General features: G+C 60.0%; 21 protein-coding genes. 13 read left to right on the top strand and 8 right to left on the bottom strand.

Going from position 1 to position 26,321, the window contains the following annotated elements; genetic code table 11:
- Window positions 1-77: 77 nt before the first annotated feature.
- Complete coding sequence (ndk, locus tag IP76_RS19305; RefSeq protein WP_054159905.1) at window positions 78-500, bottom strand: nucleoside-diphosphate kinase; 423 nt, start codon at window positions 498-500, stop codon at window positions 78-80.
- A 148-nt stretch (window positions 501-648) separates the two neighbouring features.
- On the opposite strand from ndk, the gene IP76_RS19300 reads away from it, so the two are divergent.
- Both IP76_RS19300 and IP76_RS19295 read left to right on the top strand, forming a co-directional pair.
- Window positions 649-1,515: a helix-turn-helix transcriptional regulator gene (locus IP76_RS19300; RefSeq protein WP_054159862.1), complete on the top strand. Its 867-nt coding sequence runs from the start codon at window positions 649-651 to the stop codon at window positions 1,513-1,515.
- A gap of 43 nt (window positions 1,516-1,558) precedes the next feature.
- A complete protein-coding gene (locus IP76_RS19295; RefSeq protein WP_054159861.1) occupies window positions 1,559-2,107 on the top strand; it encodes a YbhB/YbcL family Raf kinase inhibitor-like protein in 549 nt (182 codons plus the stop codon).
- 17 nt (window positions 2,108-2,124) lie between these two features.
- On the opposite strand, the gene IP76_RS19290 is transcribed toward IP76_RS19295, so the two are convergent.
- From IP76_RS19290 to IP76_RS19280, 3 genes are all read right to left on the bottom strand, one after another.
- On the bottom strand, window positions 2,125-2,808 hold the full coding sequence (locus IP76_RS19290) for a glutathione S-transferase family protein (protein ID WP_054159860.1): 684 nt from the start codon (window positions 2,806-2,808) through the stop codon (window positions 2,125-2,127).
- Window positions 2,809-3,018: 210 nt separating this feature from the next.
- On the bottom strand, window positions 3,019-4,608 hold the full coding sequence (locus IP76_RS19285) for a methyl-accepting chemotaxis protein (protein ID WP_054159859.1): 1,590 nt from the start codon (window positions 4,606-4,608) through the stop codon (window positions 3,019-3,021).
- Window position 4,609: 1 nt separating this feature from the next.
- On the bottom strand, window positions 4,610-4,939 hold the full coding sequence (locus tag IP76_RS19280) for a hypothetical protein (protein ID WP_054159858.1): 330 nt from the start codon (window positions 4,937-4,939) through the stop codon (window positions 4,610-4,612).
- A gap of 235 nt (window positions 4,940-5,174) precedes the next feature.
- On the opposite strand from IP76_RS19280, the gene IP76_RS19275 reads away from it, so the two are divergent.
- The 3 genes from IP76_RS19275 (at window position 5,175) to IP76_RS19265 (ending at window position 10,689) form a co-directional block, all read left to right on the top strand.
- Window positions 5,175-6,251 carry a GGDEF domain-containing protein gene (locus IP76_RS19275; RefSeq protein ID WP_054159857.1) on the top strand — a complete coding sequence of 359 codons (1,077 nt, stop codon included), beginning with the start codon at window positions 5,175-5,177 and terminating at the stop codon, window positions 6,249-6,251.
- 152 nt (window positions 6,252-6,403) lie between these two features.
- Window positions 6,404-8,293 carry an ABC-F family ATP-binding cassette domain-containing protein gene (locus IP76_RS19270; protein WP_054159856.1) on the top strand — a complete coding sequence of 630 codons (1,890 nt, stop codon included), beginning with the start codon at window positions 6,404-6,406 and terminating at the stop codon, window positions 8,291-8,293.
- A 437-nt stretch (window positions 8,294-8,730) separates the two neighbouring features.
- Window positions 8,731-10,689, top strand: coding sequence for a methyl-accepting chemotaxis protein (locus tag IP76_RS19265; protein ID WP_082352623.1), 1,959 nt, complete (start codon window positions 8,731-8,733; stop codon window positions 10,687-10,689).
- A 54-nt stretch (window positions 10,690-10,743) separates the two neighbouring features.
- On the opposite strand, the gene IP76_RS19260 is transcribed toward IP76_RS19265, so the two are convergent.
- Both IP76_RS19260 and IP76_RS19255 read right to left on the bottom strand, forming a co-directional pair.
- Window positions 10,744-11,193, bottom strand: a complete 450-nt coding sequence (locus IP76_RS19260; RefSeq protein ID WP_054159855.1) for a DNA polymerase III subunit chi — start codon at window positions 11,191-11,193, stop codon at window positions 10,744-10,746.
- 20 nt (window positions 11,194-11,213) lie between these two features.
- On the bottom strand, window positions 11,214-12,710 hold the full coding sequence (locus tag IP76_RS19255; RefSeq protein WP_054159854.1) for a leucyl aminopeptidase: 1,497 nt from the start codon (window positions 12,708-12,710) through the stop codon (window positions 11,214-11,216).
- 350 nt (window positions 12,711-13,060) lie between these two features.
- Here IP76_RS19255 and IP76_RS19250 point away from each other — a divergent pair, with 350 nt between their 5' ends.
- From IP76_RS19250 to rsmA, 6 genes are all read left to right on the top strand, one after another.
- The gene (locus tag IP76_RS19250; protein WP_054159853.1) at window positions 13,061-14,227 is read left to right on the top strand and encodes an LptF/LptG family permease; all 1,167 of its coding nucleotides are present in this window, start codon (window positions 13,061-13,063) and stop codon (window positions 14,225-14,227) included.
- On the top strand, window positions 14,224-15,306 hold the full coding sequence (lptG, locus tag IP76_RS19245; RefSeq protein ID WP_054159852.1) for an LPS export ABC transporter permease LptG: 1,083 nt from the start codon (window positions 14,224-14,226) through the stop codon (window positions 15,304-15,306). Before IP76_RS19250 ends, lptG begins: the two co-directional genes overlap by 4 nt.
- Complete coding sequence (locus IP76_RS19240; RefSeq protein WP_054159851.1) at window positions 15,306-17,606, top strand: LPS-assembly protein LptD; 2,301 nt, start codon at window positions 15,306-15,308, stop codon at window positions 17,604-17,606. Before lptG ends, IP76_RS19240 begins: the two co-directional genes overlap by 1 nt.
- 121 nt (window positions 17,607-17,727) lie before the next feature.
- Window positions 17,728-18,675, top strand: coding sequence for a peptidylprolyl isomerase (locus tag IP76_RS19235; protein WP_054159850.1), 948 nt, complete (start codon window positions 17,728-17,730; stop codon window positions 18,673-18,675).
- A gap of 19 nt (window positions 18,676-18,694) precedes the next feature.
- Entirely contained in the window at window positions 18,695-19,711 is a 1,017-nt protein-coding gene (gene pdxA, locus IP76_RS19230; protein ID WP_054159849.1) for a 4-hydroxythreonine-4-phosphate dehydrogenase PdxA, read from the top strand.
- Window positions 19,711-20,538, top strand: a complete 828-nt coding sequence (rsmA, locus tag IP76_RS19225) for a 16S rRNA (adenine(1518)-N(6)/adenine(1519)-N(6))-dimethyltransferase RsmA (RefSeq protein WP_054159848.1) — start codon at window positions 19,711-19,713, stop codon at window positions 20,536-20,538. Before pdxA ends, rsmA begins: the two co-directional genes overlap by 1 nt.
- Here rsmA and IP76_RS19220 read toward each other — a convergent pair.
- Window positions 20,531-21,463 (bottom strand): LysR family transcriptional regulator, encoded by a 933-nt coding sequence (locus IP76_RS19220; RefSeq protein ID WP_054159847.1) that lies wholly within the window; start codon window positions 21,461-21,463, stop codon window positions 20,531-20,533. The two genes, rsmA and IP76_RS19220, sit on opposite strands and share 8 nt — an antisense overlap.
- A 99-nt stretch (window positions 21,464-21,562) precedes the next feature.
- Between IP76_RS19220 and IP76_RS19215 the strand changes: the two genes are divergently transcribed.
- Complete coding sequence (locus IP76_RS19215) at window positions 21,563-22,525, top strand: choline ABC transporter substrate-binding protein (RefSeq protein ID WP_054159846.1); 963 nt, start codon at window positions 21,563-21,565, stop codon at window positions 22,523-22,525.
- 13 nt (window positions 22,526-22,538) lie between these two features.
- Window positions 22,539-24,053, top strand: a complete 1,515-nt coding sequence (gene betC / locus IP76_RS19210) for a choline-sulfatase (protein ID WP_054159845.1) — start codon at window positions 22,539-22,541, stop codon at window positions 24,051-24,053.
- 69 nt (window positions 24,054-24,122) lie between these two features.
- Here the strand turns inward: betC and IP76_RS19205 are convergent, their stop codons facing one another.
- Window positions 24,123-26,300, bottom strand: a complete 2,178-nt coding sequence (locus tag IP76_RS19205) for a methyl-accepting chemotaxis protein (RefSeq protein WP_082352622.1) — start codon at window positions 26,298-26,300, stop codon at window positions 24,123-24,125.
- Window positions 26,301-26,321 lie beyond the last annotated feature (21 nt).

Here is a 26,321-nt window from a genome sequence, read left to right as displayed (position 1 = left end):
CATGAAAAAACCGGAGCCTTTCGACCCCGGTTCTTGTTGTGCATCAGTCACTTGAGCCATCAGGCTCAAATCTTGATTCAGCCGACGATTTCGGTGTCGGAGAACCAGTACTTGATTTCTTCAGCAGCGGTTTCCGGAGCATCCGAACCGTGAACCGAGTTCTCGCCGATGGAGAGAGCGTGGGTCTTGCGGATGGTGCCTTCGTCAGCGTTGGCAGGGTTGGTCGCGCCCATGATTTCGCGGTTCTTCAGGATGGCGTTTTCGCCTTCGAGAACCTGAACTACGGTCGGGCCCGATGTCATGCCTTCAACCAGTTCGCCGAAGAAAGGGCGTTCCTTGTGAACGGCGTAAAAGCCTTCGGCTTCGCGGGTCGACATCCAGACGCGCTTGGAAGCGACGACGCGCAGGCCAGCGTCTTCGAGCATCTTGGTGATGGCGCCCGTGAGGTTGCGCTTGGTTGCGTCCGGCTTGATCATCGAGAAGGTGCGTTCAATCGCCATCTGTCTCATCCTTGTTGGTGTCTGAAGGGAAAGTGGGCGGTATCTACAAGGCCCGAATCACGAAGACAAGAGGGATGGACGAATTTCACGCCGGCGTCATAATCGAAGCTATGAAGGAAATTGCAGTCGTGAGAAGGAAGATTTCGGCGTGATCGAAAGAATGTCGGGTCGTATCTCACGGTTTACCCATGTGAGCCCAGGAATCGGCGCACACTGCCTCATTATCCAGGCTACGTCTGGCACATTCCGTCGGCTGCGCTCCGATCAGCCTGGTCTGATCATCGTCCGGCACGGGATGAAAAGCGTTTCCTCCGACAGGATCACCTTGGAAGCGCGTCCCGGCGAAGCGATTGTGTTGCCGATGAACCAGGAATGGACGGTGGTCAACGAGGTTGCCGCCGATGGAGACTACAAGGCCGATGCTTTGGTGTTTTCACCCGAGCTCGTCATGGCCTACACTGATTCTGGAAAGCCTCCGCTTCGCGAGGCAGCGATCTTCCAGCCGGATACAGACTTCGAGAGCGCAGTCGAACGCGCGGGCCACGCGTTGGCAGGAAAAGATCCAGCGAATGCGCTCTGCCGCCATCTTGTCGGGGAAATCATCGTTCGGCTGGACGCACTCGGCATGGGTCTACGCTCTGCCGAAGGTGAGACTTTGCACAGTCGGGTTCGGTCGCTCGTCGCCGGAGACCTCGCAACCGATTGGTCGACAAGCCGCATCACCTCGGCGCTTGGCGTTAGCGAAGCCACGTTGCGTCGCAAGCTCGCGTTTTCCGGCACCAGTCTCACCGACATTATCGCCGACATGCGCATGACCCGCGCCGTGGGCCTGCTCCAGGCAACCGAACTCCCGATCAACCAGGTGGCGCTCGCCGTCGGCTACGAGTCAGCCTCCAAGTTTGCGGCCAGGTTTCGTGAACGTTTCGGGCTATCCCCACGCGACATTCGGATTTCGGCACTGGAAATTGCGCGAAACGGGGCGGAGCTTGATCGGGTTGGAGCCGCCGCCGAATAGGCGATCGGCTAGATTGGGCTTCCTAACACCAAAGGAGCCCACCATGACCAAACAGACGATCCGAGCCGCCATACTGACGCTGACGGTCCTTGCCGGACAGACTGAGGCCGCCGAATTCTCTCTCTCCAGTCCGGATTTACGTGATGGCGGGGTGCTGCCCGTATCACAGGTCGCCAATAGTTTCGGCTGTGACGGGGCCAACCAGTCTCCCGCCCTGATGTGGAGCAACGTGCCGGACGGTACGAAGAGCTTTGTCGTCTCTCTCTATGATCCGGACGCCCCGACCGGATCGGGCTTCTGGCATTGGGTGATGTTCAATATCCCGGCCAACGTTTCCGCACTGCCGGCTGGCATTTCGGCACTGGCCGGCGCGCCTGAGGGTGCCGTGCAGAGCCGCGCCGATGCCGGCTATCCCGGGTTTCTCGGCGCATGTCCGCCGGAGGGCCAGAACCATCGCTACGTCTTCACCGTGACCGCGCTCGACACGGCAAGGCTCGACCTCGACGGATCGGCGAGCGGCGCCATGGTCGGCTTCATGACGCGCGCCCATGCGCTTGCCCAATCGACGATTACGGTGCGCTACGGACGGTGATGTGCGCAGAGGCCGCCTCAGGCTACAAGGCGGCCAGCACCTTCGTGAAGCTCCAGGCAGCGCTCGAACCAGCCCTGAACCGGATCGCCATCTGCAAGATGGATGGCACCGGTGGTGATACGGAGCCACTGCAGCGCGCCGAATAGAATATAATCACCAAACAGCGGCGCCTCTCCACCGATGAAAGGCTGAAAGGCGAGCATGTGGCGCAATGGCTGCAACTGCGTTGGCAATGCAGCGATGGCCTCGGCACGGTCTGCATGGATCTGCTCGAGCGGTTTTCCGAGGCGCTTCTCCCGGGTGGTGCGGAAATAGTCCTGGTCAACCGGGCCCAGCATCTGATGGATGTCGAAGACTGCAATCCGGGTGATCACCGGGTGCACGATGTGCTGCACATAACCTTCGATGAGACGGGCCGCAGCGCGGCCTCCGTCCCCGCCAAACAGGCTTGGGTGGTCCGGATAAGCGTCTTCGAGATAAACCGCGATGGAGAAGCTGTCAGAAACCAGATGTCCCCCGTCGCGCAGGATCGGAACCGTCTTCGAGAACCCCTGCTCCGCATTCGGGATCTGGGTGAAGGGTAACGGCCGCTCCTCGAAATCCAGGCCCTTGTGGCGCAGTGCCATCACCACCTTCCAGCAATGAGGTGAAAAGGGCCGCGTCTGGTCGACGCCGCAGAGGGAATAGAGGGTGATCGCCATATTTGGTCTCCGACTGGATCGAAAGCCGGATGATGGCCGAGAGAGCGGGCGGGGACAATTCAGGAGATTTGATGGATATCGCACTGAAACGCGCGGTCCAGCTGCCCGAGAACGGCCCGCTTCCTGCCCGAGGTCCGCGCCAGTGCTCACACCACAGACGACAACGGCCCCGACCGCTTGCGCAATCGGGGCCGTTCCAACAGGCAACGATCAGGCGACGCGAGCGAAAGTCTGCGTGCCGTTCGAGAGATTGAACATGGCCATCAGCTTTTCCAGCTGCCGCGCTTCGTTGGAGAGCTGCTGGGCTGCACCGGAGGATTCCTCCACCATGGCTGCGTTCTGCTGGGTGTTGCGGTCGATATGGCCGATTGCCGAGTCGATTTCGGTAAGACCCGTCGATTGGTCACGCGCACCGGCAACAATCTTGCCGACCTCTCCGCTGATCGAATTGACCTCGTCAGCGATGGTCCGCAGGGCCTCACCGGCCTGGTCGACGAGGGCCACACCGTGCTTCACCTGATCCGCCGAGGAATTGATCAGCTGCTTGATTTCCTTGGCTGCCTGGGCAGAGCGCTGAGCAAGCTCGCGGACTTCCTGAGCGACGACGGCAAAACCCTTGCCCGCTTCACCGGCACGAGCGGCCTCGACACCAGCATTCAGCGCCAGAAGATTGGTCTGGAATGCAATCTCATCGATGACAGAGATGATCTGGCTGATTTCCTGAGACGACGATTCAATGCGGCTCATGGCTTCTACGGCATCGGTCACGATCGTACCCGACCGCTGCGCGCCCTGGCGCGCATGATCGACCAGTTTGCCAACATTGTCGGCGATACCAGCCGTATCGCGGACCGTCTTCATCATGATCGTCAGCGCACTCGCCGTTTCCTCGACAAAGGCGGCCTGGCGTTCTGTCCGTTCGGACAATTGACCGCTGGCTGACGTGATCTGGGCCGAGCCATGCTGCACAACATGCACCGCACCACGGACCTGGGACACGACCCGCTCAAGATTTTGCAGCGAGGCATTGAACGAGATACGCAACGCGTCGAGCGCGTCCGGGAAGGCGGTCTCGATCCGGCAGGATAGATCTCCGGCCGCCAGGCGAGCGAGGGCTGCATCAAGCGTCTGGACCACGACGCGCGTTGCTTCTGCCTGGCGTGCCTTTTCTTCTTCGCGCTTGTCCCGCTCCCGGGCCGCGGCCAGATCAGAGGCCCGAACCTGTTCCGACATCTCACGGGTCGAGCGCTCTGCAGCCGTCGCAGCAGCCACGGCCTCTTCCGATGCGACGAAGGCGGTAACAACCGCATGCACCAGCGCAATCAGCACTGCACTCTGCAGGATCAGGACGACCGCATGCAAAAGGACACGGCTGAAATCGGATTCCCCAGGGAAGACCGCTGCCGGCAACAGGAAGTAAATGACCGTGTGGTGGAGCGCGACCAGGCCCGCGTAGCCAACGATCGCACGCCAGTCGATCCAAATCGCGCAGATGGCCAAGGTTGCGAAGAAGTACATGTGGATGTCGATCTGAAGCGGCGAGCCTTCGAAGGCCAGCACGAGCAACGCGACCATGGCTGCCTGCCCCATCGAGGTTACAAGGCGCGTCGTCGACCCGGTCCGGTCACGCAGCCAGATCATGGTCGAAAGACCGACAATCGCTGCACCAGCAACGAGGGCCATAAGATCCATGCCAGCCTCGCGCAAACCCAGACGAGCGGCCAGCAGCGCCAGATTCACCCATAGGAGCGAGATGATGGCCGTTCCGGCCCAACCACGAAGTTTCGCCAGTGCATTCATTTCAGGTCTCCTTCGCGCAACCGAGCGCGAGTCGATGATTAAGAACAAGTATCGCCCCGGCCCCGCGCAGTCGCTCGGCGAATGTCAATTCGGGGGAATAGGCAACGGATATCCAGGGCAAGCGTCCGCTCCAGACGAAGCTTCCTCCGGCTTGTGCGATCGTCTGCATGTTGGCTGCAGCGCCACCATCAGGCGATGTGATCACCATGACGAACCGCCCCGTGGGCCGCGCGTAAACTGTGGTCACAAGAGAGAAGAACAGGAGCAACGCCGCAAAAACGATCTTCAGATCGAGCGGAGATGCGTCGGGTCGATGTCCACAATCTGCCATGTCCGTTGATCTGCGATGTCCGTTCCAGATGCATGCGTACAATCACATTTATTTCATTTTTTCTAATTTATCGTTAAGTTGCAGGTCGATAGACAATATCAATATAACCGAGCAACGAAGGAGATATTCATTAACCGTCGAAGGGGAAATTGCGCATCAGCGGCAGTGGGTTAACCCGATTTCAAAGGCGGCGTGATCATCATTGTCGCAAAGAGCAAAAAGGGATTTTCGAAGTATGACGCAGGAAGGCGTAGCATCGCCGGTCGGAGGCGGACGGCAAGGCGGAGCAGACCGGCTACACCGTGTGGCCGGCTTCATGGCGAAACACCAGATCGAGGGCCTGCCGCGAAACTTCGAGCTCATTCATGAAGCCCTTTACGGCCGCAATCCGCCACTGGCGCGAGAACTTGCGGCACTGGGCAATACCATTACCCAGACAGCCCTCGACCAGATCGGCCTGAAGCATCATGTGCTCGGCCATTGCGGGCTTGCGGAGAAAAAGCTGCACAGCCAGGCGATCGCGACACTGCGGCGGATCGAGGAGAAGATCTCCCTCGGCATCATGCAGAAAATGGCCTATGCACGCGGACTGGAAACCATTCAGCATTCCGTGCGTGAAGATAGCGCTCGCAGTGTTTCCGAACTGATCGAAGAGCTGGAATTCCTTGAAGTCGCGACCCGCGACTTGCTTTCGGCCGAAACCGAGATCGAACAGGTGCTGCGCGGCGGTATCGAGGAACTCAATACCAACAACCGCACTGTCGAGGCTGCCCGCAGCCTCACCACACGCGACAGGCTCACGGGCCTGCCGAACCGGCTGTCGCTGGTCAACCGGCTTGAATCGCTGTTCGAGACCGGTGTTGCCGGGGTCTCGACCGCTCTGATCCTCGTCGACATCAACGATTTTCGCCAGATCAACCAGCAATATGGCGAGGAAGCCGGAAACCGAATCCTGAAGCGCCTGGCGTCAATCTTCCGCAAGACGATCAAGAAGCATGATTTTGTCGCCCGTTCCGGTGGAGACGAATTCGCCTTCCTGTTCAGCGACGTCACGTCGAAAGACGCCTATGCGATTGCAGAGCGACTGCATGCCGCTGTCGAGGACAATCTCGTCTTTGCCGCCGAGCATAAGGGTGGACAGACATCGCTTGAGCTCTCGATCGGCTTTGCCATGAGTGACGACGCGGATTACGCCATGCAGATGATCGCCTGCGCGGAGGCAGCCCTTGCCGTGGCGCATGGTAATACGCGTCAGCCGATCGCCGGCTACAAGGGTGAGAAGAACAGCCAGGCGGCCAGACCCGCCGCCTGACGCCGCTGGAGCTCGAAGGAAGACATCCGGCGCAGAAGAGCCCTGATGAATTCACCGGTTTCAACCCCTATTGAATGTTCCGCCGGTTGAGCGAGCTCGCAAGAGGTCTCGCCCCTTGAAAGCGTCGCGGCTTTCGGCCAAAAGCCAGAGCCATGATCACCATCAACGATATCTCCGCCCGCATTGCCGGACGCCTCCTCATCGACCACGCGACCGTCTCGCTGCCAAGCGGCACCAAGGCAGGCCTCGTCGGCAAGAACGGGGCCGGCAAGTCGACCCTGTTCCGGATCATCACCGGCGACCTCTCCGCCGAGAGCGGCAATGTTGCGATCCCGAAGAATGCCCGGATCGGCCAGGTGGCTCAGGAAGCGCCGGGCACCGAGGACTCGCTGATCTCCATCGTGCTGGCGGCCGACAAGGAACGCGCCGCCCTGCTCGCTGAAGCGGAAACCGCGACCGATCCTAACCGCATCGCCGAGATCCAGACCCGGCTTGCCGATATCGGCGCCCATTCGGCAGAGGCGCGGGCGGCCACCATCCTGTCAGGCCTCGGCTTCGACCACGAGGCGCAGCTTCGTCCCGCCTCCTCCTTCTCCGGCGGCTGGCGCATGCGCGTGGCGCTGGCGGCCGTTCTGTTTTCCGAGCCAGACCTGCTTCTGCTCGACGAACCGACCAACTATCTCGACCTTGAGGGCACGCTCTGGCTTGAAGATTACGTGCGTCGCTATCCGCATACCGTCATCATCATCAGCCATGACCGCGATCTGCTGAACACCGCCGTCAATTCGATCATCCATCTCGACCAGAAGAAGCTCACGCTTTATCGCGGCGGCTATGACAGCTTCGAGCGGCAAAAGGCCGAAAACGACGAGTTGCAGACCAAGGCCAAGGCGAAGAATGATGCGGCGCGCAAACATCTGCAGAGCTTCATCGACCGCTTCCGTGCCAAGGCGACCAAGGCCAAGCAGGCACAGAGCCGCATCAAGGCGCTGGAGCGCATGGGCACGGTTGCTGCGGTGATCGAAGACCACATCAATCCAATCACCTTCCCGAAGCCGGAAAAGCAGCCCGCCTCCCCCATCGTTGCGGTGTCGGGCGGCCTGGTCGGCTATGAACCGGGCAAACCCATCCTGAAGAACCTCAATCTGCGGATCGACAATGACGACCGGATCGCGCTTCTCGGCTCGAACGGCAATGGCAAGTCGACCTTCGCCAAATTCATCTCCGGACGCCTCGAAGCGCAAGGGGGACAGCTGAAGACGGCCTCGAGCCTGAAGATCGGCTTCTTCGCCCAGCACCAGCTGGATGACCTGATCCCGAACGAAAGCCCCGTCGACCACGTTCGTCGGCTGATGCCGCTGGAGCCGGAAGCCAAGGTGCGGGCCCGCGTCGCGCAGATGGGCTTGGCGACAGAGAAAATGGAGACAGCGGCCAAGGATCTCTCGGGTGGCGAAAAAGCCCGCCTTCTGATGGGCCTTGCGGCCTTCCACGCGCCGAACCTGCTCATCCTTGACGAGCCGACCAACCATCTCGATATCGACAGCCGCAAGGCACTCATCGAGGCGCTGAACGACTATGAAGGCGCCGTCATCCTGATCTCTCATGACCGCCACCTGATCGAAGCGACGGTCGACCGGCTGTGGCTGGTCAACAACGGCACGGTCACCAGCTTCGATGGTGACATGGAAGAGTATCGAAACCTGATCATCGCGTCGGCCAGGCGGCCGGTGGAAAAGGGCAAGGACGATGCAGGTGCCGAGACCGTCAACAAGGCAGAGCAACGTAAAGCTGCTGCCGAGAAGCGTGCCAGCTTCGCGCCACTGAAGAAAAAGATCAATGAAATCGAACTTTTGACGAAAAAGCTGGAGACATTGATTCAAGCGCTCGACAGGGAACTTGCCGATCCTGCCCTGTATGAGAAGGCCCCTGCCAAGGCCGCGGAGAAGGCGAAGCAGCGTGGCGAGGCTGCAGCCAAGCTCTCTGCTGCAGAGGAGCAATGGCTTGAGCTTTCCGCCGAGTATGAAGATGCGATGTCAGGGTGAAACCGTCTGGCTCGGCGAAATCAAGAAGCCTTAAAAAGCAACCAATACGCGATATCTTGTAAAGACCCCTGCGATAAATCCGCTGCGTCTCCGTCATTTCTGCTGAATATCAGCAAGAAATATTGAATATTCATGGTATCTTTCGAAACCATGGCGAGCATTTTAGTAAAATTTTAAGTCCAGACCCACATCATCGACGCGAGTTTCTTCGTCGCTGCAATTCAGGGTTCGTTCAGGCGTGCGCAACAATGCACGCCAACAATCCCATTCATTACTGCTGCAAGCCCCGACCGGACACCTGTTTTGGCTGTCTGGAAGCGCAAGCGAATGAGCGACGAAGACAAGAGGATGCAAGCCGCCGTGGCAATGGAGCTACGGCTCTCGCTTACCGAGGCCAGCAACATGAGGTTGCCGCCCGTTTGATCGGAATACTCGGAATGTTGAAGAACTCCCTGTCCATCAAAGCCTCCCTTCTTGGCGCCTATCTTGCTCTCGTTTCTCTTCTCGTCATCCAGGGCGGGTTTGGGATCTGGTCAATGAACGGCGTGTTCTACAATGTCGAAGGCTTGGCAAAGACGTCGGTGCCGGCCATCGACATCACCAATCGCCTGAACATCTCGATTGCCAATCTGAGAGGTCTGCAGACTCGCCATATTCTCAGCACCACGCCGGAAGCCCTGAAGGCGGCGGACGAGGCCGTCGCCAAGGAAGTTGCGAAGCTGCAAACACGCATGGCCCGCTATGAGGCGATGATCAGCCTGCCCGAGGAGCGCCCTGCATTCGAAGGGTTCAAGCGCAGCGCCGAAGCCTATATCGCAGCAGGAGATCGAATGCTCGCCCTTTCCCGCTCTGGCGACAAGGCGGCGGCGTCCGCTCTGCTCACCGGAGAGATGGTACTTGCCTATGACGAGATGGATGCGCATGCGGACACCTTCCGCGACGCGAATGTTGCCGCGGCCGATGCCATGTATGAAGCCAGCGCGTCGAGTTTCCATGTCTCGCTGCTCAGCAATGTCGCCTTGCTGTTTGCCGGTGTCATGGCAGGCATTGCCGCCATGGTGTTCGTCTCCCGCGATGTGACGAAGCCAATCGAGCGGATTACCCGGGTTATGGCGAAGCTCGCTCGGAGTGAGTTCGAGACCGACATCGCCTATCTCGACCGACAGAATGAAATCGGAGACATGGCGCGGGCCGTCGATGTCTTCAAACAGAACGGGCTCAGGGTGCGAGAGATGAACGCGCAGGAGCACCGTATGAAGCAGCGCTGCGACGAGTTGCAACAGAGCATTGGCGAAGTCTGCGCGGCGGCCATCGCCGGTGATTTCTCGCGGCGGATCGAGCGTGATTTCGAGTTTCCCGACCTCAACGCCTTTGCATCCTCGATGAACGAACTTGTTCGCTCCATTGGGTCGGGTCTCGCCGAAACCCGCAGGGTCGTCGCCTCCCTGTCCGAAGGGGATTTGACCGATGCCATGCGCGGTGATTTCCAGGGTGCGTTTGCCGAGCTGCAAGGGAACGTGAATGGCACGATGCAGGTGCTGAAGACGGTTGTCGCTGAAGTCCGGACGTCCATCGAACAAATTCAATCCGGCTCTGGCGAACTGCGTTTTGCATCCGACGATCTGGCCAAGCGGACCGAACAACAGGCCGCAGCCCTTGAGGAAACTTCATCGGCACTCGAAGAAATCACAGCAGCCGTCAAGCAATCAACGTCCACGGCACTGGAAGCCACCAGGATGGTGGACGAGGCACGACGCAGCTCCGAGCAATCGAGTGCGGTGGTGCAGGATGCGGTTGCCGCCATGGGCCGCATCGAGCAAGCCTCCGGCGAAATCGGCAAGATCATCAACGTTATCGACGAAATCGCCTTCCAGACCAACCTGCTTGCACTCAATGCAGGCGTCGAGGCCGCCCGTGCCGGCGAAGCGGGCAAAGGCTTTGCGGTCGTTGCTCAGGAGGTGCGCGAGCTTGCCCAGCGATCGGCGGGTGCGGCGAAGGATATCAAGTCTCTCGTCACACGCTCGGGAGAGGAAGTCGGGATCGGCGTTCGGCTCGTTACGGCCACAGGCGAGGCTTTGGCCAGCATCCGCGACCACGTGATGCACATCAACGAGTCCGTCTACCAGATCGCAGCAGCGGCCAAGGAGCAGTCCCACAAGCTTCAGGAAGTCAACACGGCGGTGGGGCAGATGGATCATGTTACTCAGCGCAACGCCGCTATGGTCGAGGAGACCACCGCTGCCACCAACCGCCTTGCCGACGACGCCGTCAACCTTACCCGGTTGATTAGCCATTTCCACCTTGATCAGGCCGACAAGCGGGCGGCCTCACCAGGGCCTGGTTCTCGAAATATGACGCCCCCACGCGATGCGCAGCGAATGGCCTCCGTCGCCTGACGTTGTGAGACGTCAACCAAAAGGGGCTGCGCCCGGCGCAGCCCCTTTCCTTTGTCAGGCTTTTTTCTCCCACCGCCCTTCGGGCGACTGCTGCCAGTATGTGAGCTTGTGGCCCTCGCCTTTCAGCTTCTTCCATTGCGCCCGGGCTGCATCCAGCTGAACCGCATCGTATCCGTCAAAGACAAAAACAACGCGCTCATAATCCAACGCCTCGGGTGGCTCGGCGCCATCGACGAGGAAACGGACCGTGGCACCGTTCGGATTGTCCTGTGAGACGGTGAGCAACACTGGCTGGCGGTCTGCCATCGCCCCCTCTTCCGTGCCATGCGGCAGGAAGCTGTCGTCGCGAAACGTCCACAAATGCGCATCCAGCGCATCGCGCCGCTCGATCTCACGGGTCTGCACCGCAACCTTCCAGCCACGCTCGACGCTCTTCTCCAAAAGCGGCGGAAGCGCGTCTTCGAGTTTCGACTCGGTCAAATGGTAGAAGAGGACTTCCGCCATGCAGCACTCCTCGCCCTGTCTCAGGCCTCGTAATTCGCACGCACGAGTTCGTCGAGAAGGCGCACGCCATAGCCTGAGCCCCAGGACTGGTTGATCTCGTCGCTTGGCGAGCCCATGGCTGTGCCCGCGATGTCGAGATGCGCCCAAGGCGTATCCTTGACGAAGCGCTTGAGGAACTGGGCAGCCGTGATCGAGCCGGCATGACGGCCGCCGGTGTTCTTCATGTCGGCGAACTTCGAGTCGATCATCTTGTCGTAGTCTTTGCCGAGCGGCATGCGCCAAAGACGTTCGTTTGTCGAAAGTCCCGCCGCAAGCAGCTTCTCGGATAGGGCATCGTCATTCGAAAACAGACCGGCATGGAGATTGCCGAGGGCCACGAGAATGGCGCCGGTCAGCGTTGCCAGATCGATCATGAAGGCGGGTTCGAAGCGATCGTTGCAATACCAGAGCGCGTCGCAGAGCACGAGGCGACCCTCGGCATCGGTGTTGATGACCTCAATCGTCTGACCGGACATGGATGTCACGATGTCGCCGGGACGTTGGGCGTTTCCGTCCGGCATGTTTTCAACAAGGCCGATGATGCCAATCGCGTTGACCTTGGCCTTGCGGGCGGCAAGCACATGCATGAGGCCGGTGACCGCGGCAGCGCCACCCATATCACCCTTCATGTCTTCCATGCCGCCGGCCGGCTTGATCGAGATGCCGCCAGTGTCGAAGACGACGCCCTTGCCGATGAACGCCACCGGCTTTTCCTTGGCCTTACCGCCTTTCCACTGCATGACCACCAGACGCGGCGGTCGCACCGATCCTTGCGAGACACCGAGAAGCGCCCCCATGCCGAGCTTCTTCATCTCCTTCTCGGTCAGGATCTCGATTTCGACACCAAGCTTTTCCAATTCCTTGGCCTTCGCGGCGAACTCGACCGGTCCGAGCACATTGGCAGGCTCGTTGACGAGGTCACGGGCAATCACAACGCCTTCGGCGACGGCCTGGGCATCGGCAAAGGCCTTCTTGGCCGCCGACGCTTCTGCCGTCACGATCGTGACCTTGACGGTCTTGGCGTCCTTCTTGTCGTCCTCATCCGCCTTCTTGTCGGTCTTGTAGCGGTCGAACTTGTAGCTGCGCAGGATCATTCCAAGGGCAAAATCCGCAACTGCCTTGGCGGAAACCTCGGCGCCGGGGACATCAACAAAGACTGTGACGGTGTCGGCGCGTTTCAGCTGAGCTGCCGCGGCGCCGCCAGCTTTCAGCCAGTCATGGCCCGACAAGGCTTCCGCCTTGCCAAGGCCGAGCACCAGAATGCGATCAGCCGGCGATCCATGCGGGGCGAGGATATCGAGGACTGCCATCGACTTTCCCGTGAATTTTGCGATCCCGGCTGCGCGGTCGTAGACATCGGCAGGGTCAATCTCGGCAAGGCCGGAGGGCTTGTCTTCACCCGAGCACTTCAGAAGAACGGCAAGCCCACCGGATACGGCGTGAGACTTTGCGAAGGACAGGGCGAGTTTGACAGACATAAGCTCTCCAATGAAACTGCAGATCGTGCGGAACGTGGCGCGATCATGGCCTTTTCAGTGGCGATAGCAAGGCTCGGTCCGGTTTTCCACCGTAGCGTCGGCTGGTTGGGGGCCCTTCGATCCGCGATCGCCGCATTGCGGCAAGCGTCCGCCATACGCGATCAAAGCCCCTCTCGGCGCCATTCGGGAAGAGCATTCAAAGAGCGTGTCAGATTTATCGCGTTAAGCAAAAACTGTGCTGATCAATCACGAGAAAAAGGCTGCCACCGGTCGCCAAATCGCCGCAAGCATCGTAGAGAAGGACCAACCTCGAGCCCTCCCACCGGAGATCAGGCCGCCCGGGAAACTGTATGAAGATACTCGAAAAATACATTGTGAAGCGTGTCCTGCTGATGTTCCTCACGGCTCTTCTGCCGGTGCTGGCCATCATCTGGACGACGCAGGTTCTGCAGCGAATCAACCTCGTGACGGACAGCGGCCAATCAGTTGGCTCGTTCATGATCCTCGCGACGATGATCCTGCCGACCCTCGTCTCGACGGTTCTGCCATTCGCGCTGGTTATTGGCGTGACGCAGACCCTGACGACGATGAACAATGATTCCGAACTGGCCGTGATTGATGCGGCAGGCGCCCCGCGCAGCATCATCAACAGGCCGCTGATCACGCTCGGCGTGGTTCTCAGTGTCTTCACCTTCGGCATGGTCGGTTTCGTCGAGCCGGCCATGCGCGTCAGCGTGCGCGACATGATCGCGACCGCCTATGCCGATCTTCTGTCCTCCGTCATCGAGGAACGCAGCTTTCGCCAGGTGGAGCCCGGGCTCTACGTGCAGATCACCGAACGCCAGGCCGGACGCGGACTGAAGGGTCTGTTGATCGCGGATTCTCGCGATCCGGAATCCGAACTGATTTATTACGCGCGGGAAGGCGCCGTCGAAGAAGACGGCAAGGCGCTCGTGATGCAGGATGGCGAAGTGCAGCGTAAGGCACCGAATGGCGATGTTACCGTCATTCGGTTCGATTCCTACGCTTTCGATCTGTCTGAACTGTCCGAGGAACGTGGCCAGGCCCGTTACGGAGCCAAGGACCGCGATCTCGGCTTTCTGCTCGATCCGGACCCGCTGGACGAACAATATCGCCGCAAGCCGGGCGACTATCGGGCGGAACTGCACAGACGCCTGAGCAGCAGCCTGTTTCCGGCCGTCTTTATCCTGATCTCGCTGGTCATCTGTGGAGACGCGCGTTCGCATCGGGAAGCCCGACTGCATCCGATGGCGCTGACGCTGGTGCTCGCGCTGGGTGTTTTCTGGATGTCGAATTATGCGACGTCGCTCGCCGAAGATTCAGCCAGCTTCGTTCTGGTTCAGTACGCCATCCCGATTTCCGCCGGCATCATCTCCTTCATCTTTCTCCGGCTGAACAAGAGACCGCAGCTGCCGCGCTTCCTCACGGAAGGCGTTGCCCGCGCCTTTGCATCGATGCGCAAACGCATCGACCCAGATGCGGGGCATGCGACATGATCCGGACTCTCGGCCTCTATTTCTTCCGTCGCTACATCACGATGATGGCCTGGTTCCTCGTCGGTGTGGTTTGCATCACGTTTCTGATCGATTTTACCGAGACGTCGTCGCGCTATGCCGATCTGCCGGGTTACACGGTCACAGGCGTGCTTTATCTCACCGCGCTTCGGCTACCGCTGATCCTGCAGCAAACCATTCCCTTCATCGGCTTGTTTGTCGGCATGGCAACGCTGATCGGGCTGAACCGCAAGTCTGAACTCGTCGTGGCGCGTGCCGCCGGCATTTCTGTCTGGCAGTTCATGGCACCCTTCCTGATCGGCGCCATTCTGGTTGGTCTTGCGACCACACTGGTGATCAATCCGCTTGCGGCCTGGGGCAAACGCCAGGGCACGGAAGTCGAGGCCAGCTGGCGTGAGACTGCCGGCAGAACCAAACCAGCACCGATTCCGTGGCTGCGGCAAACGAGCGGGAAAACAGATGTCGCCATTGGCGCCCGGTCCGTGCTTGAAGATGGCGCGCTCCTCGTTGAACCGGTGCTCCTGCACTTCGATCCGGACGGCCGGATTGCGCTCCGACAGGACGCGCGGTCGGCAAAGTTGGAAGATGGTTACTGGAACCTTACCGACGTTCTCGAAACGCGGCCTGGCGAGATCCAGACGCGACTTCCCGAGGCGAAGGTTCCGACCAACCTCAATGCCGAGTTCGTACAGCAGCGACTGGTGCAGCCAGAGAGCGTTGCTTTTTATGATCTTTTTAACAAAATCGAAGTGGCTCGCTCCTTTGGCGTGTCCACTTATGCACTCGAAACGCAGTTTCATTCCCTTTTGTCACTGCCATTTCTGATGGTGGCAATGACACTCATCGCTGCAACCGTTTCGCTGAAATTTAGCCGTATCAACCAATCCCGGTCGGTTATTCTCGGTGGAATCCTGTCTGGCTTCGTGCTTTATGTTGTCACGGTGCTGGTCAGGGCATTCGGAAGCAGCGGTGTGATGCCGCCCTATATTGCAGCATGGGTACCAGTTGTCGTAGCCATGGCATTGGGGGCAACGATTCTGCTTCACAAGGAGGACGGTTAGTGGCGGTAAGTGACCGCAGGAATATCAGGCGGCTCTCGGTAGCCTTGCTGACCAGTGTTGCGGTGTGCGCCTTGTCGCTCACTGCCCCTGCAGCATTTGCCCAGACCGCTCAGCAGTCCCCTGTAAGTGCTGATGTTTCTGAAGATGCAAAGCTGCTTCTGGCAGCCAATGAACTCGTCTACGATCGCGACGCCGAGCGTGTGATCGCCAATGGCGCAGTGCAAATCAATTACGGCGGTTACCAGATGGTGGCGCGCCAGGTCGTTTACGACCAGAAGACCGGCCGAGTGACCGCGGCCGGGAATATCGAACTTGTCGAGCCGACGGGTAACCGCGTCTATGCGGATTCCCTCGATGTTACCGACAACTTCTCGGACGGATTCCTGCGCGCCCTGCGCATCGAAACCAATGACAATACCCGCCTCGTGGCGGAATCGGCCGAGCGCGTCGGCGGCACCCAGATGATCCTGCACAAGGGCGTCTACACAGCCTGCCTGCCCTGCGCGGAAAATCCGTCGAAGCCGCCAATCTGGCAGGTCAAGGCAGAGCGCGTCATCCAGGATGGCGAGAAAAAAACGATCCGCCTGGAAAAGGCACGTTTCGAACTCTTCGGCCATTCGATCGCAACGCTGCCTTTCATCGTGGTGCCGGATAATACGGTGAAGCGGAAGTCCGGCTTCCTGTTTCCTGAATTCCGCTCCGCCGAGAAACTCGGTTTCGGCATTGCGGTTCCCTACTATGTTGCCATTGCGCCCGACCGGGATGCGACGATCACGGCGACCGGTTACACCAGCCAGGGCGTTTTGCTCGAAGGCGAGGTCCGTCAGCGCTTTGAGAAGGGCGATGCCAATATTCGTGTCGCCGGCATCAGCCAGATGGATACGGAAGGCTTTACCGCTGGCACCAGCGATGCCGACCAGGATTTCCGCGGCATGATCGCCACCAAGGGCGACTTCAAGATCAATTCGCGCTGGGCGTTTGGCTGGGACGTGATGTTCCAGTCGGACAACAATTTCGCACGTACATATGGCATCGAAGATCACAGCAGTTCGACCAATACCAACGTCGTCTATCTGACCGGTGTCGGCGAGCGGAATTTCTTCGACATGCGCGGCTACTATTTCGACATCCAGGATGCCGATCTGAATAGCGAAGCCGAAAAGAAGCAGGCAACGGTCCTGCCGACGATCGACTACAGCTACTACGCGCCTGAACTGGTTGCCGGCGGCCAGCTCTCCGGCACGCTCAACTTCACGTCGCTGTCGCGCTTCTCGTCCGCAGGGCTTTCCGGCCTCAAGGGCAATATGAACCGCCTGACGGGCGAAGTTGAATGGCAGCGGACCTATGATGCGCCGGGCGGCTTGCAGATCACGCCGCTGCTCGCCGCGCGCGGCGATGCCTACGGGCTTTCGATGGATGCGCCGGGCAGCTACTCCGGTGACTTCACCTCGAACGACGCCCCGACCCGGCACATGCTGACGGCCGGTGTTGAAGCACGCTATCCCTGGCTGATCACAGCCGGCAACAGCACCCATATCATCGAACCGATTGCGCAGATCTACATGCGCAATGACGAGGTTCTGGCCGGCGGCCTGCCGAACGAAGACGCACAAAGCATGGTCTTTGATGCGACTAATCTCTTCGATCGCGACAAGTTCTCGGGCTTCGACCGCGTCGAAGGTGGTACGCGTGCCAATGTCGGCATGCGCTACACCGGCAGCTTCGACAACGGCGTCGGCCTGCGTGCCATTGTCGGTCAGTCCTATCATCTGGCGGGTCAGAACTCGTATGCGACGGACGACCTGGTTTATGCAGGCGCCTATTCGGGTCTGGAAACAGATGTCTCCGACTATGTCGCCATGGCCGGGATCGACCTTCCGATGGGAATTTCTGCCAGCGCAAGTGTCCGGCTGGACGAAAAGACACTCGAAGTCCAGCGCACAGATATCGGCGCGTCCTATTCGACGAACCGCATGACGACGAGCCTGACCTTTACCCAGGTTGCGGCCCAGCCTGACTATGGCTTCGATGAGGACAACCAGACCGTCAGCAGCAAGTCTACCGTCAAGCTGAACGAAACCTGGTCGGTGTTCGGCTCGGTCAATTACGATATCGACGCCAACAGCTTCAACCGCCGCAGCGTCGGCATTTCCTACGAAGACGAGTGTACGACATTCTCGATCGGTTACACCGACAAGTACGATCCGAATGCCGAAACCGCCAACGACTGGACCATCGGCGGCAAGCTGGTATTCCGGACGCTCGGCGAAATCAATTTGAGCGATACATCGTTCGAATGACCTCGTCCGCATCGTCGGGCCATTGTTTCGCCGCACGGATTGTGCAATCCGTGCGGCGGTTTTAATACTACGACATGACGACGTCCGCCGGCGCCACAGCCGGTCGAAGGGAGGATTTCAGATGGCTGAAGCAAAAAATGGCTCGCGTTCCGCACTCGCTGGACTGATCGCATTGGCCTTGCTGAGCGCACCGATTGCGGTTGAAGCGCCTGCCATGGCCGCCACCTCCGTTGTCGCCGTTGTCAACAAGACGGCCATCACCAGTGGCGATGTGTCCCGCCGTGTGGCCTTCCTCAAGCTCCAGCGCCGCAATGGCAACCTGCAGAAGCTTGCAAAGGAGCAGCTCGTTGAGGAGGCGCTGAAGCGCGAAGAGATCGCCCGTATCGGCATGTCCGTTTCGACTGCCGAAGTGGATCAGTCCTTCGAGCGCTTCGCCTCGTCGAACAAGATGACGGCCAAGCAGCTGAACGGCATTCTCGACCAGGCGGGCGTCGGCGCTGCCCACTTCAAGTCCTTCATCGCCATTTCCATGAGCTGGCCAAGGCTGGTCAGTGCCCGTTATGGCGCCGGCTCGCGCGGCAAGATGTCGAACCAGGATCTCGTGACGCGCCTTCTGGAGAACAAGCAGAAGCCGGTGACGACAGAATACTTCCTGAAGCAGGTCATCTTCGTGGTACCGGCCTCCAAGAAGGGCATTGCCGGCAAGCGCAAGTCGGAGGCGGAAAAGTCCCGCGCGTCTTTCCCCGGCTGCGATCAGGCGATGGAATTTGCCAAGAACTACCGCGATGTCTCGATCCGCAATCTCGGCCGCGTAATGGAGCCGGAACTGCCGCCGGAATGGAAGCCGCTGATCGAAAAGGCGAATGGTGGCACGACCGGCACGCGCGTCACTGACCGTGGCGTCGAATATCTCGCCATCTGCAACCAGCGCCAGGTTTCTGACGACGTGGCGGCTGAAATGGTGTTCCGTGCCGAAGACCTCGGCAAGGAGGAACAGGGCGGCGAGAACCCGAACTCCAAGAAATATCTCGAAGAACTGCGCGCCAAAGCCCAGATCGTCCTGCAGTGATCGGGGGAATGTCCTCCGAATGAGCAACGCCCTTCCCCTCGCCCTCACCCAGGGTGACCCCGCAGGCATAGGGCCTGATGTAACGCTTCGTGCGTGGCAGAGGCGTAAGGAGCTTTCGCTTCCGCCCTTCATCGTGATTGGTGATCCTGAAGTGCTTCGCGTGCGCGCCCGCATGCTGGATATGGTCGTACCCGTCAGCGAGACGGATTTCGCCCATGCATCTGAAGTCTTTCAGTCAGCGCTTCCCGTGTTGCCGGTTCCGGCCGGTGTCGCGGTTCTCGCAGGAGAGCCGCATGTCGCTTATGCGCGGGGGACGATCGCATCCATCGAGAAGGCCGTTTCTGCCTGCTTCGATGGCGATGTGCGCGCAGTGGTGACCAATCCGATTGCCAAGTCGGTCCTCTACGAGGCCGGTTTCCAGTTCCCCGGACATACGGAGTTTCTCGCAGACCTCGCGGCTCGCAGAACAGGGAAACCCGTGGTGCCCGTGATGATGTTGGCGGGTCCGAAGTTGCGTGCCGTGCCCGTGACCATCCATATTCCGATCCGGGACGTATCGGCTGCCCTGTCGGCCGATCTGATTGCCCAGACATGCCGGATCGTCGCCAGGGACCTGAAAAACCGCTTTGGCCTTGCTACACCCAGGCTGGCAGTTGCCGGGCTCAATCCGCATGCCGGCGAAGGCGGGGCGATCGGCTCCGAAGACGCGTCCATCATCCATCCTGCCATCCGACGCGTCCGCGACGAGGGCATCGATGCGTTTGGCCCGCTGCCGGCCGACACCATGTTCCACGACGACGCCCGCAGCCGATACGATGTGGCCATCTGCATGTATCACGATCAGGCCCTGATCCCTGCCAAGGCGCTGGGTTTCGACGATAGCGTCAATGTCACGCTCGGCCTGCCCTTCGTCAGGACATCGCCAGACCACGGCACCGCCTTCGGCATCGCCGGGAGCGGGCTTGCCAAAGAAGACAGCCTCGTTGCGGCGCTGCGCATGGCCGACCAGATGACAACGCAGGCGGTGGAGACCTGATGGCCGCTCTTGATGGACTGCCGCCGCTCAGAGACGTGATCGCGCGTCATGGTCTGGATGCCAAAAAGGCGCTCGGCCAGAACTTCCTGCTCGACCTCAACCTGACGCAGAAGGTCGCCCGCACCGCCGGATCGCTTGAGGACACCGTTGTCTTCGAGGTCGGTCCCGGCCCTGGCGGTCTGACCCGCGCAATTCTCGCACTTGGCGCAAAGAAGGTCATCGCCGTCGAGCGCGATCCGCGCTGCCTGCCGGCACTGGCCGAGATCGAAGCACATTATCCCGGCCGCCTCGAAGTCATCGAGGGCGACGCGCTGAAGACCGACTTCGAAACGCTTGCCGAGGGTCGACCTGTCAAGATCATCGCCAACCTGCCATACAATGTCGGTACGCAACTGCTGGTGAACTGGCTCTCGCCCCGGCAATGGCCACCCTTCTGGCAATCGCTGACGCTGATGTTCCAGAAGGAAGTAGGCCAGAGGATCGTGGCTGGCGAGGATGACAACCATTATGGCCGCCTGGGCGTGCTCTGCGGCTGGCGCACCGAAGCCTATATGGCCTTCGACATCCCACCGCAGGCCTTCACCCCGCCGCCGAAGGTGACCTCAACGGTGGTCCATCTCGTGCCGCGGGCGACGCCAATGCCCTGCGATCAGGACAAGCTGGAGCGCATCACCCATGCCGCCTTCGGGCAGAGGCGAAAGATGCTCAGGCAAAGCCTGAAACCGGTTGGCGGCGAGGCGCTCCTGGCCAAGGCCGAGATTGACCCGCAGCGACGGGCCGAGACGCTCAGCGTCGAGGAATTCGTTCGGCTCGCCAACCTCATCTGACGGCAGTCTCCGAACGCTCATCCCGGCGCCAGCCGACCCCACTTTCGGCCTCCAACCAGCGCGCAAGCTGCGCGGTTGGGGACGATTCGTTCGCGGCAATCAACCAGTAGCCACGATCGGGAACCTCGACCTCAGCACCGGCCACGACCAGCAGACCGGCCTCGAGCAGTTGGTCGACGACACCCAGCCAGCCAAGCGCCACGCCCTGGCCGCCGAGGGCTGCCTGGATCACCATGGAATAAGTATTGAACCGCAGGTCGCCGGCGGCATGCCCAAGGTTTCCACCAATCCCGCTTTCAGCCACATAGGCTGGCCAGTCGAGCCAGGGCGACGACGGATCGGCGTCAAGGTGTATGCGCGGGACCATATCCAGGCCATCGGAAACACCTTGCTGCAGACGTGCCCTTATCGACGGGGCGCAGACCGGCACGACCTTTTCCGGCATCAGCAGCTTGGCGCCTTCCTCGAAAGTGGATCTGTGGCCGAAGGCAACGGCCACATCCGCCGTGTCGCGCCAGTGGCTACCCAGCCGTTGCGACGCGACGATCTGGAGGTCAACATCCGGATTCTGCAGCCGGAACGCCTGCATGCGCGGAATGAGCCACAATCCCGAGAAGGCATAGTCGGTGGTCAGGCGAACTGCCGGACGGCGGCGGGCCGCTTTGATCGCCCGCTCCAACCCGTCGACCTCTTCAACCGTCCGTATGGCGACAGCCAGCAAGCGGCGGCCATCTTCTGTGAAGCGGACACCCCGATGCAGACGCAACAAAAGGGCGCAACCGAAACGCTGCTCCAGCGTCCTGATCTGGTAACTCACAGCAGGCTGACTGAGGCCCATGGCCTCGGCTGCGGCCGACAAGGATCCACGCCGGTCCACTTCAACCAGCAACCGCATCCAGCCGAGATCGACAGGCGCATCAGACATAAGGCTGACTTATACCAAGCATCAAAATTCTCCGACTTCACAGGTGATACCTTGCGAATTTCAATAAGCATAACCAATAGCATTAGAGAGGGGAACAGCATGACCAGGACAACAACAAAGCCAGCCACCTGGCTGACGGGCATTGTCGCCATCACCATGACGGCACTGAGCAGCTCCGTCGCGCTGGCTGACGATGCTGCGAGCTGCAAGGCGATCCGCCTCTCCGATCCCGGCTGGACCGATATCACCGCCACCAATGCCGTTGCTGCAGTTCTGCTTGAAGCGCTCGGCTACGAGCCGGAGGTCAAGACGCTCTCAGTGCCAATCGGCTACCAGTCGATGAAAAACGGTGAGATCGATGTGTTCCTCGGCAACTGGATGCCGGCCCAGCAGGCCTTTATCGACGATCTCAACGCCGCCAAGGCCGTCGAGGTGGTGACGAAGAACCTTGTCGGCGCAAAGTTCACGCTCGCGGTTCCAACCGTGACGGCCGACAAGGGCATCAAGGACTTTGCCGATCTCGCGGCCCATGCAGACGAATTTGATTCCAAGATCTACGGCATCGAGCCCGGTGCTCCGGCCAATGCAAATATACAGAAGATGATCGATGCCGGCGAATTTGGGCTCAAGGGCTGGGAGCTGGTGGAGTCGGGTGAACAGGCCATGTTGGCCCAGGTGGAACGGGCTTCCAAGGAGGGCAAGGGCGTCGTCTTTCTCGCCTGGGCACCGCATCCGATGAACGAGCGCTTCAAGCTCACCTATCTTTCGGGCGGCGACGCCTATTTCGGCGCCAACTTCGGCGGTGCTGAAGTCTATACATTGGCGCGCACGGGCTGGAGCGAAAGCTGCCCGAATGCCGCGAGCCTGTTCAAACACTTGACCTTCGATGTCAGCATGGAAAATGTGCTGATGGGCGAGATCCTCGGCGGCAAGGATGCCAAGGAGGCTGCGTCCACCTGGCTGAAGGCCAATCCCGCCGTGCTCGACGGCTGGCTGAGCGGCGTGAAGACGCTTGACGGCCAGCCCGGCGAGGCAGCGGTCAAGACCGCCCTCGGGCTGTGAAAGGTAATCTCCCATGACACGTCCCAATATCCTGATCCTGATGGTGGACCAGTTCAACGGCACCCTCTTCCCGGATGGTCCGGCAGACTTTCTGCATGCGCCGCATCTGAAGGCCCTGGCGAAGCGTTCCGTGCGCTTTGCCAATACCTATACGGCAAGCCCGCTCTGCGCTCCTGCACGCGCATCCTTCATGTCGGGGCAGTTGCCGAGTCGCACGCGCGTCTATGACAACGCGGCGGAGTTCGCCTCCGACATTCCAACCTTTGCGCACCATCTGAGAGCCGCCGGTTACCAGACCAGCCTGTCCGGCAAGATGCATTTCGTCGGCCCGGACCAACTGCACGGTTTCGAGGAGCGGTTGACCACCGACATCTATCCGGCCGATTTCGGCTGGACGCCGGACTATCGCAAGCCCGGCGAGCGCATCGACTGGTGGTATCACAATCTGGGCTCCGTCACCGGCGCCGGGGTAGCCGAGATCACCAACCAGATGGAGTATGATGACGAGGTCGCCTACAACGCCACCCGTCGGCTCTACGACCTGTCACGCGGCCAGGACGAGCGTCCGTGGTGCATGACGGTGAGTTTCACCCATCCGCACGACCCTTATGTCGCGCGGCGCAGATATTGGGATCTCTACGAGGACTGCCCGGCGCTTGAACCCTCTGTTCCCGCCATCCCCTATGATGAGCAGGATCCCCATTCGAAGCGCCTGATGGACGCCTGTGACCACACGGCATTCAACATTACCGACGAGAACATTCGCCGGGCCCGGCAGGGCTATTTCGCCAATGTTTCCTATGTCGACGACAAGATCGGCGAGATCCTCGACGTTCTCGAACGCACAAGAATGGCCGACAACACGGTGATCCTGTTCGTCTCCGATCATGGTGACATGCTGGGTGAGCGCGGACTGTGGTTCAAGATGAACTTCCTCGAAGGCTCGGCCCGCGTGCCATTGTTGCTTTGTGTGCCGGGGCTCGAAGGCCGGTTGGTGACCACGCCGGTATCAACGCTCGACATCACGCCGACGGTCGCTGGTCTTGCCGGTATCGACATCACCACACTTGCACCATGGACCGATGGCGAGGACCTCATGCCGCTCGCCACGGGCACCGGCGGGCGCGGAATCGTGCCGATGGAATATGCGGCGGAAGGCACGGTCAGCCCGATGGTGGGCTTGCGGGACCAGCGTTACAAGCTGACGCTTTGCGAAGCCGATCCACCGATCCTGGTCGATCTCGAAGCCGATCCCTATGAGACGACCAATCTTGCAACCGATCCGGCCGCATTGCCGATCTTCGAACGCCTGTCCGATCTTGCCGCCGAACGCTGGAACCTCGCCCAGTTCGATGCTGCCGTGCGGGAAAGCCAGGCGCGGCGTCATGTGGTCTACAAGGCGCTCAGAAATGGCGCCTACTTCCCCTGGGACTACCAACCCCTGCAAAAGGCGTCGGAACGCTATATGCGCAACCACATGGATCTCAACGTGCTCGAAGAGAACCAGCGCTTCCCGCGGGGGGAATAGTTCGTGAAAAAACAATCCCGCCGATCCTCGATCGGCGGGATATTAGCATGCGAAGAGGCGCTGGGGATTTTACGCAGCAGACCGGATGCGCCGCGCTGGGCTTGCGCGGAACATATCGACCTGTTGGTTCAGGCGATTGACCTCGACGCCCAGTGAATGCGTTGCAGCATTGGCCTCCTCAACCATGGCCGCATTCAGCTGTGTCATCTGATCCATCTGATCTATCGCGGTACTGATCTCGGTAATCGAGGTCGCCTGATCACGGGACGAGGACACGATGGCGCTAACCTGATCCTTGATAGTCGAAACGTTCGCACCGATGGATTGAATAGCCTGACCTGTCTGGCCGACCAGTGCCACGCCGACCTGCACCTCCTGTGCAGAGCGTTGGATCAACGCCTTGATCTCGCGTGCTGCAGTCGCGGAGCGCTGAGCCAATTCGCGCACTTCCTGGGCAACAACCGCGAAGCCCTTTCCAGCCTCGCCAGCGCGGGCCGCTTCAACACCTGCGTTGAGGGCCAGCAAGTTCGTCTGGAAAGCGATCTCGTCGATAACGCCGATAATCTGACCTACCTGATCAGACGAACGCTCGATCTGCGTTATGGCCTCGACCGCATTGCTGACAACTGCTTCGGTTCGCTTTGCATCGGACATTGCAGTGTCGACGAGATTGCCGACCGTCTCTGCCCGGACAACTGAATCCTTGAGCGTCGCCGAGACGCCGGCGAGTGATGCAGACGCTTCCTCCAGCGCTGCAGCCTGGCGCTCAGTTCGCTGAGCCAGATCGTCTGCAGCCTGACCAAGCTCATTCGAGCCGCTGTGAATGGCTTCCGAGCTGGCGCTGATCTCAGCCATGGCTGCGTGAAGTTTTTCCATAGAGTCATTGAAATCTGAACGGAGACGGTCGAGATCCCCGGCAAAGATCTGTTCGATCCGGTATGTCGTCTCACCACCAGCCAGAGCCGACAGGCCCTGCCCCAAGGCTTGCACCGCGGCGGCAATCTCGGCCGCACGCCGGGCCTGTTCGCGCTCCCCCTCGATCTCCGCCTCGCGGGCCGCCGCCTGCTTGCTCAGTTCCTGCTGGCGGTCGAACTCAGCTTTTTCCTGCGTATTGACGATGCATTGGTAGATCGCGCGGCCCATGCGGCCAATCTCGTCGCGCCCCCCAGATTGATCGAGACGAACATTCATATCGTTGGCAGCAAGGCGTTCCACAGTATCAGTGAGGATCTTCAGTGGGCGGGCGATGGTGTAGGACATTGAGCTGGCGAGAAGGGCAACGACGACGAGGCCGGCCAGGATCGAAGATGAGATCACGATCAAACTGTTTAGCTGCGTCCGTGCGGCCTCTGTTGCAGAGCTGACAATTTCGGCCAGCAATACATCTTCAACGCGCTTGAGCCGGTCGATGCGTTTCGTCGTTGCAGCAAACCAGTCCGGTGCGCTCAACGAAGTAAGGTCTGCACCTGCACCGCCTGAAATCAAACCGTTGCGCATCTGTTCAATGACGGCGGGGTCATCGTCGTTCAAAATGCCGCTGAGCAGAATGCGATCGTCCTCCCGAACGAGCTTCAAGGCTTGCGACATGAGCGAGGACTGAGCTCCATGCATGCCGCTAAAAGCCAGGAATCGCTTTGGGTCACTTTTACCAGCGCTTATGAAACCATTTCCTGTGCCCCGCTCCTGCCCGGCCAATTCCTTGGCGTTGAGAAAAAGATTGTAAGCAACCAGCCGACCGGCATCACCTTCGGAGGCACTGCTCAGTGAGTGCGTACGGGATACGTCGATCAGGCCCGAGACCACACCCGTGAAATAGGAAAAGGAAGCCGGACCCTCAATTTTCAAGCCGTCAATATCCGCTCGGATCAGCGTGATTTTGCCAAGCGCATCCTTGGTCTGTGCAATGGAGGTCTGTTCCACTGCTCCCCGAGTTGAGACACCTGCCAATGCTTCCGGGAGCTTGGCACCCATCTCGTCCACCTTCATACGCGCCGCGCGGAGAGGCTCGGCGCCCCGCTGGCCCTTTGAGCCGAGGAAACCAGCAGAAAGTCCCCGCTCCACCTGCAAAGCGTGGATCAAATCACCCAATACACCGATGTCGCTTGCGACCTGCACCAATTGGTGGGCGGACACATATCGATCATGGGTGGCACTAATCTGAGTGGTTGCGAAAACGGCCACGGCCGCCAGCGGCGCCATCAGCGCAGCCATCAACCTCCACTTTACCGAGATATCTGTGATCCGCATTTCACCCCCACCCGCAGCAAT

It is taken from the genome of Rhizobium sp. AAP43 (assembly GCF_001296045.1).
GTDB lineage: Bacteria > Pseudomonadota > Alphaproteobacteria > Rhizobiales > Rhizobiaceae > Allorhizobium.
Note: the sequence above shows the minus strand (reverse complement) of the source record. Positions and strands in the feature narration are given on the sequence as shown.

What these genes read in the sequence shown, in the direction of transcription:
- rsmA (WP_054159848.1), top strand. Translation starts at nt 19,711, where the DNA reads ATGGCCGCTCTTGATGGACTGCCGCCGCTCAGAGACGTGATCGCGCGT.
- IP76_RS19250 (WP_054159853.1), top strand. Translation starts at nt 13,061, where the DNA reads ATGAAGATACTCGAAAAATACATTGTGAAGCGTGTCCTGCTGATGTTC.
- IP76_RS19275 (WP_054159857.1), top strand. Translation starts at nt 5,175, where the DNA reads ATGACGCAGGAAGGCGTAGCATCGCCGGTCGGAGGCGGACGGCAAGGC.
- IP76_RS19265 (WP_082352623.1), top strand. Translation starts at nt 8,731, where the DNA reads ATGTTGAAGAACTCCCTGTCCATCAAAGCCTCCCTTCTTGGCGCCTAT.
- IP76_RS19205 (WP_082352622.1), bottom strand. Translation starts at nt 26,300, where the DNA reads ATGCGGATCACAGATATCTCGGTAAAGTGGAGGTTGATGGCTGCGCTG.
- ndk (WP_054159905.1), bottom strand. Translation starts at nt 500, where the DNA reads ATGGCGATTGAACGCACCTTCTCGATGATCAAGCCGGACGCAACCAAG.
- IP76_RS19255 (WP_054159854.1), bottom strand. Translation starts at nt 12,710, where the DNA reads ATGTCTGTCAAACTCGCCCTGTCCTTCGCAAAGTCTCACGCCGTATCC.
- IP76_RS19285 (WP_054159859.1), bottom strand. Translation starts at nt 4,608, where the DNA reads ATGAATGCACTGGCGAAACTTCGTGGTTGGGCCGGAACGGCCATCATC.
- IP76_RS19270 (WP_054159856.1), top strand. Translation starts at nt 6,404, where the DNA reads ATGATCACCATCAACGATATCTCCGCCCGCATTGCCGGACGCCTCCTC.
- IP76_RS19280 (WP_054159858.1), bottom strand. Translation starts at nt 4,939, where the DNA reads ATGGCAGATTGTGGACATCGACCCGACGCATCTCCGCTCGATCTGAAG.
- IP76_RS19295 (WP_054159861.1), top strand. Translation starts at nt 1,559, where the DNA reads ATGACCAAACAGACGATCCGAGCCGCCATACTGACGCTGACGGTCCTT.
- IP76_RS19215 (WP_054159846.1), top strand. Translation starts at nt 21,563, where the DNA reads ATGACCAGGACAACAACAAAGCCAGCCACCTGGCTGACGGGCATTGTC.
- IP76_RS19260 (WP_054159855.1), bottom strand. Translation starts at nt 11,193, where the DNA reads ATGGCGGAAGTCCTCTTCTACCATTTGACCGAGTCGAAACTCGAAGAC.
- IP76_RS19220 (WP_054159847.1), bottom strand. Translation starts at nt 21,463, where the DNA reads ATGTCTGATGCGCCTGTCGATCTCGGCTGGATGCGGTTGCTGGTTGAA.
- pdxA (WP_054159849.1), top strand. Translation starts at nt 18,695, where the DNA reads ATGAGCAACGCCCTTCCCCTCGCCCTCACCCAGGGTGACCCCGCAGGC.
- IP76_RS19235 (WP_054159850.1), top strand. Translation starts at nt 17,728, where the DNA reads ATGGCTGAAGCAAAAAATGGCTCGCGTTCCGCACTCGCTGGACTGATC.
- betC (WP_054159845.1), top strand. Translation starts at nt 22,539, where the DNA reads ATGACACGTCCCAATATCCTGATCCTGATGGTGGACCAGTTCAACGGC.
- lptG (WP_054159852.1), top strand. Translation starts at nt 14,224, where the DNA reads ATGATCCGGACTCTCGGCCTCTATTTCTTCCGTCGCTACATCACGATG.
- IP76_RS19290 (WP_054159860.1), bottom strand. Translation starts at nt 2,808, where the DNA reads ATGGCGATCACCCTCTATTCCCTCTGCGGCGTCGACCAGACGCGGCCC.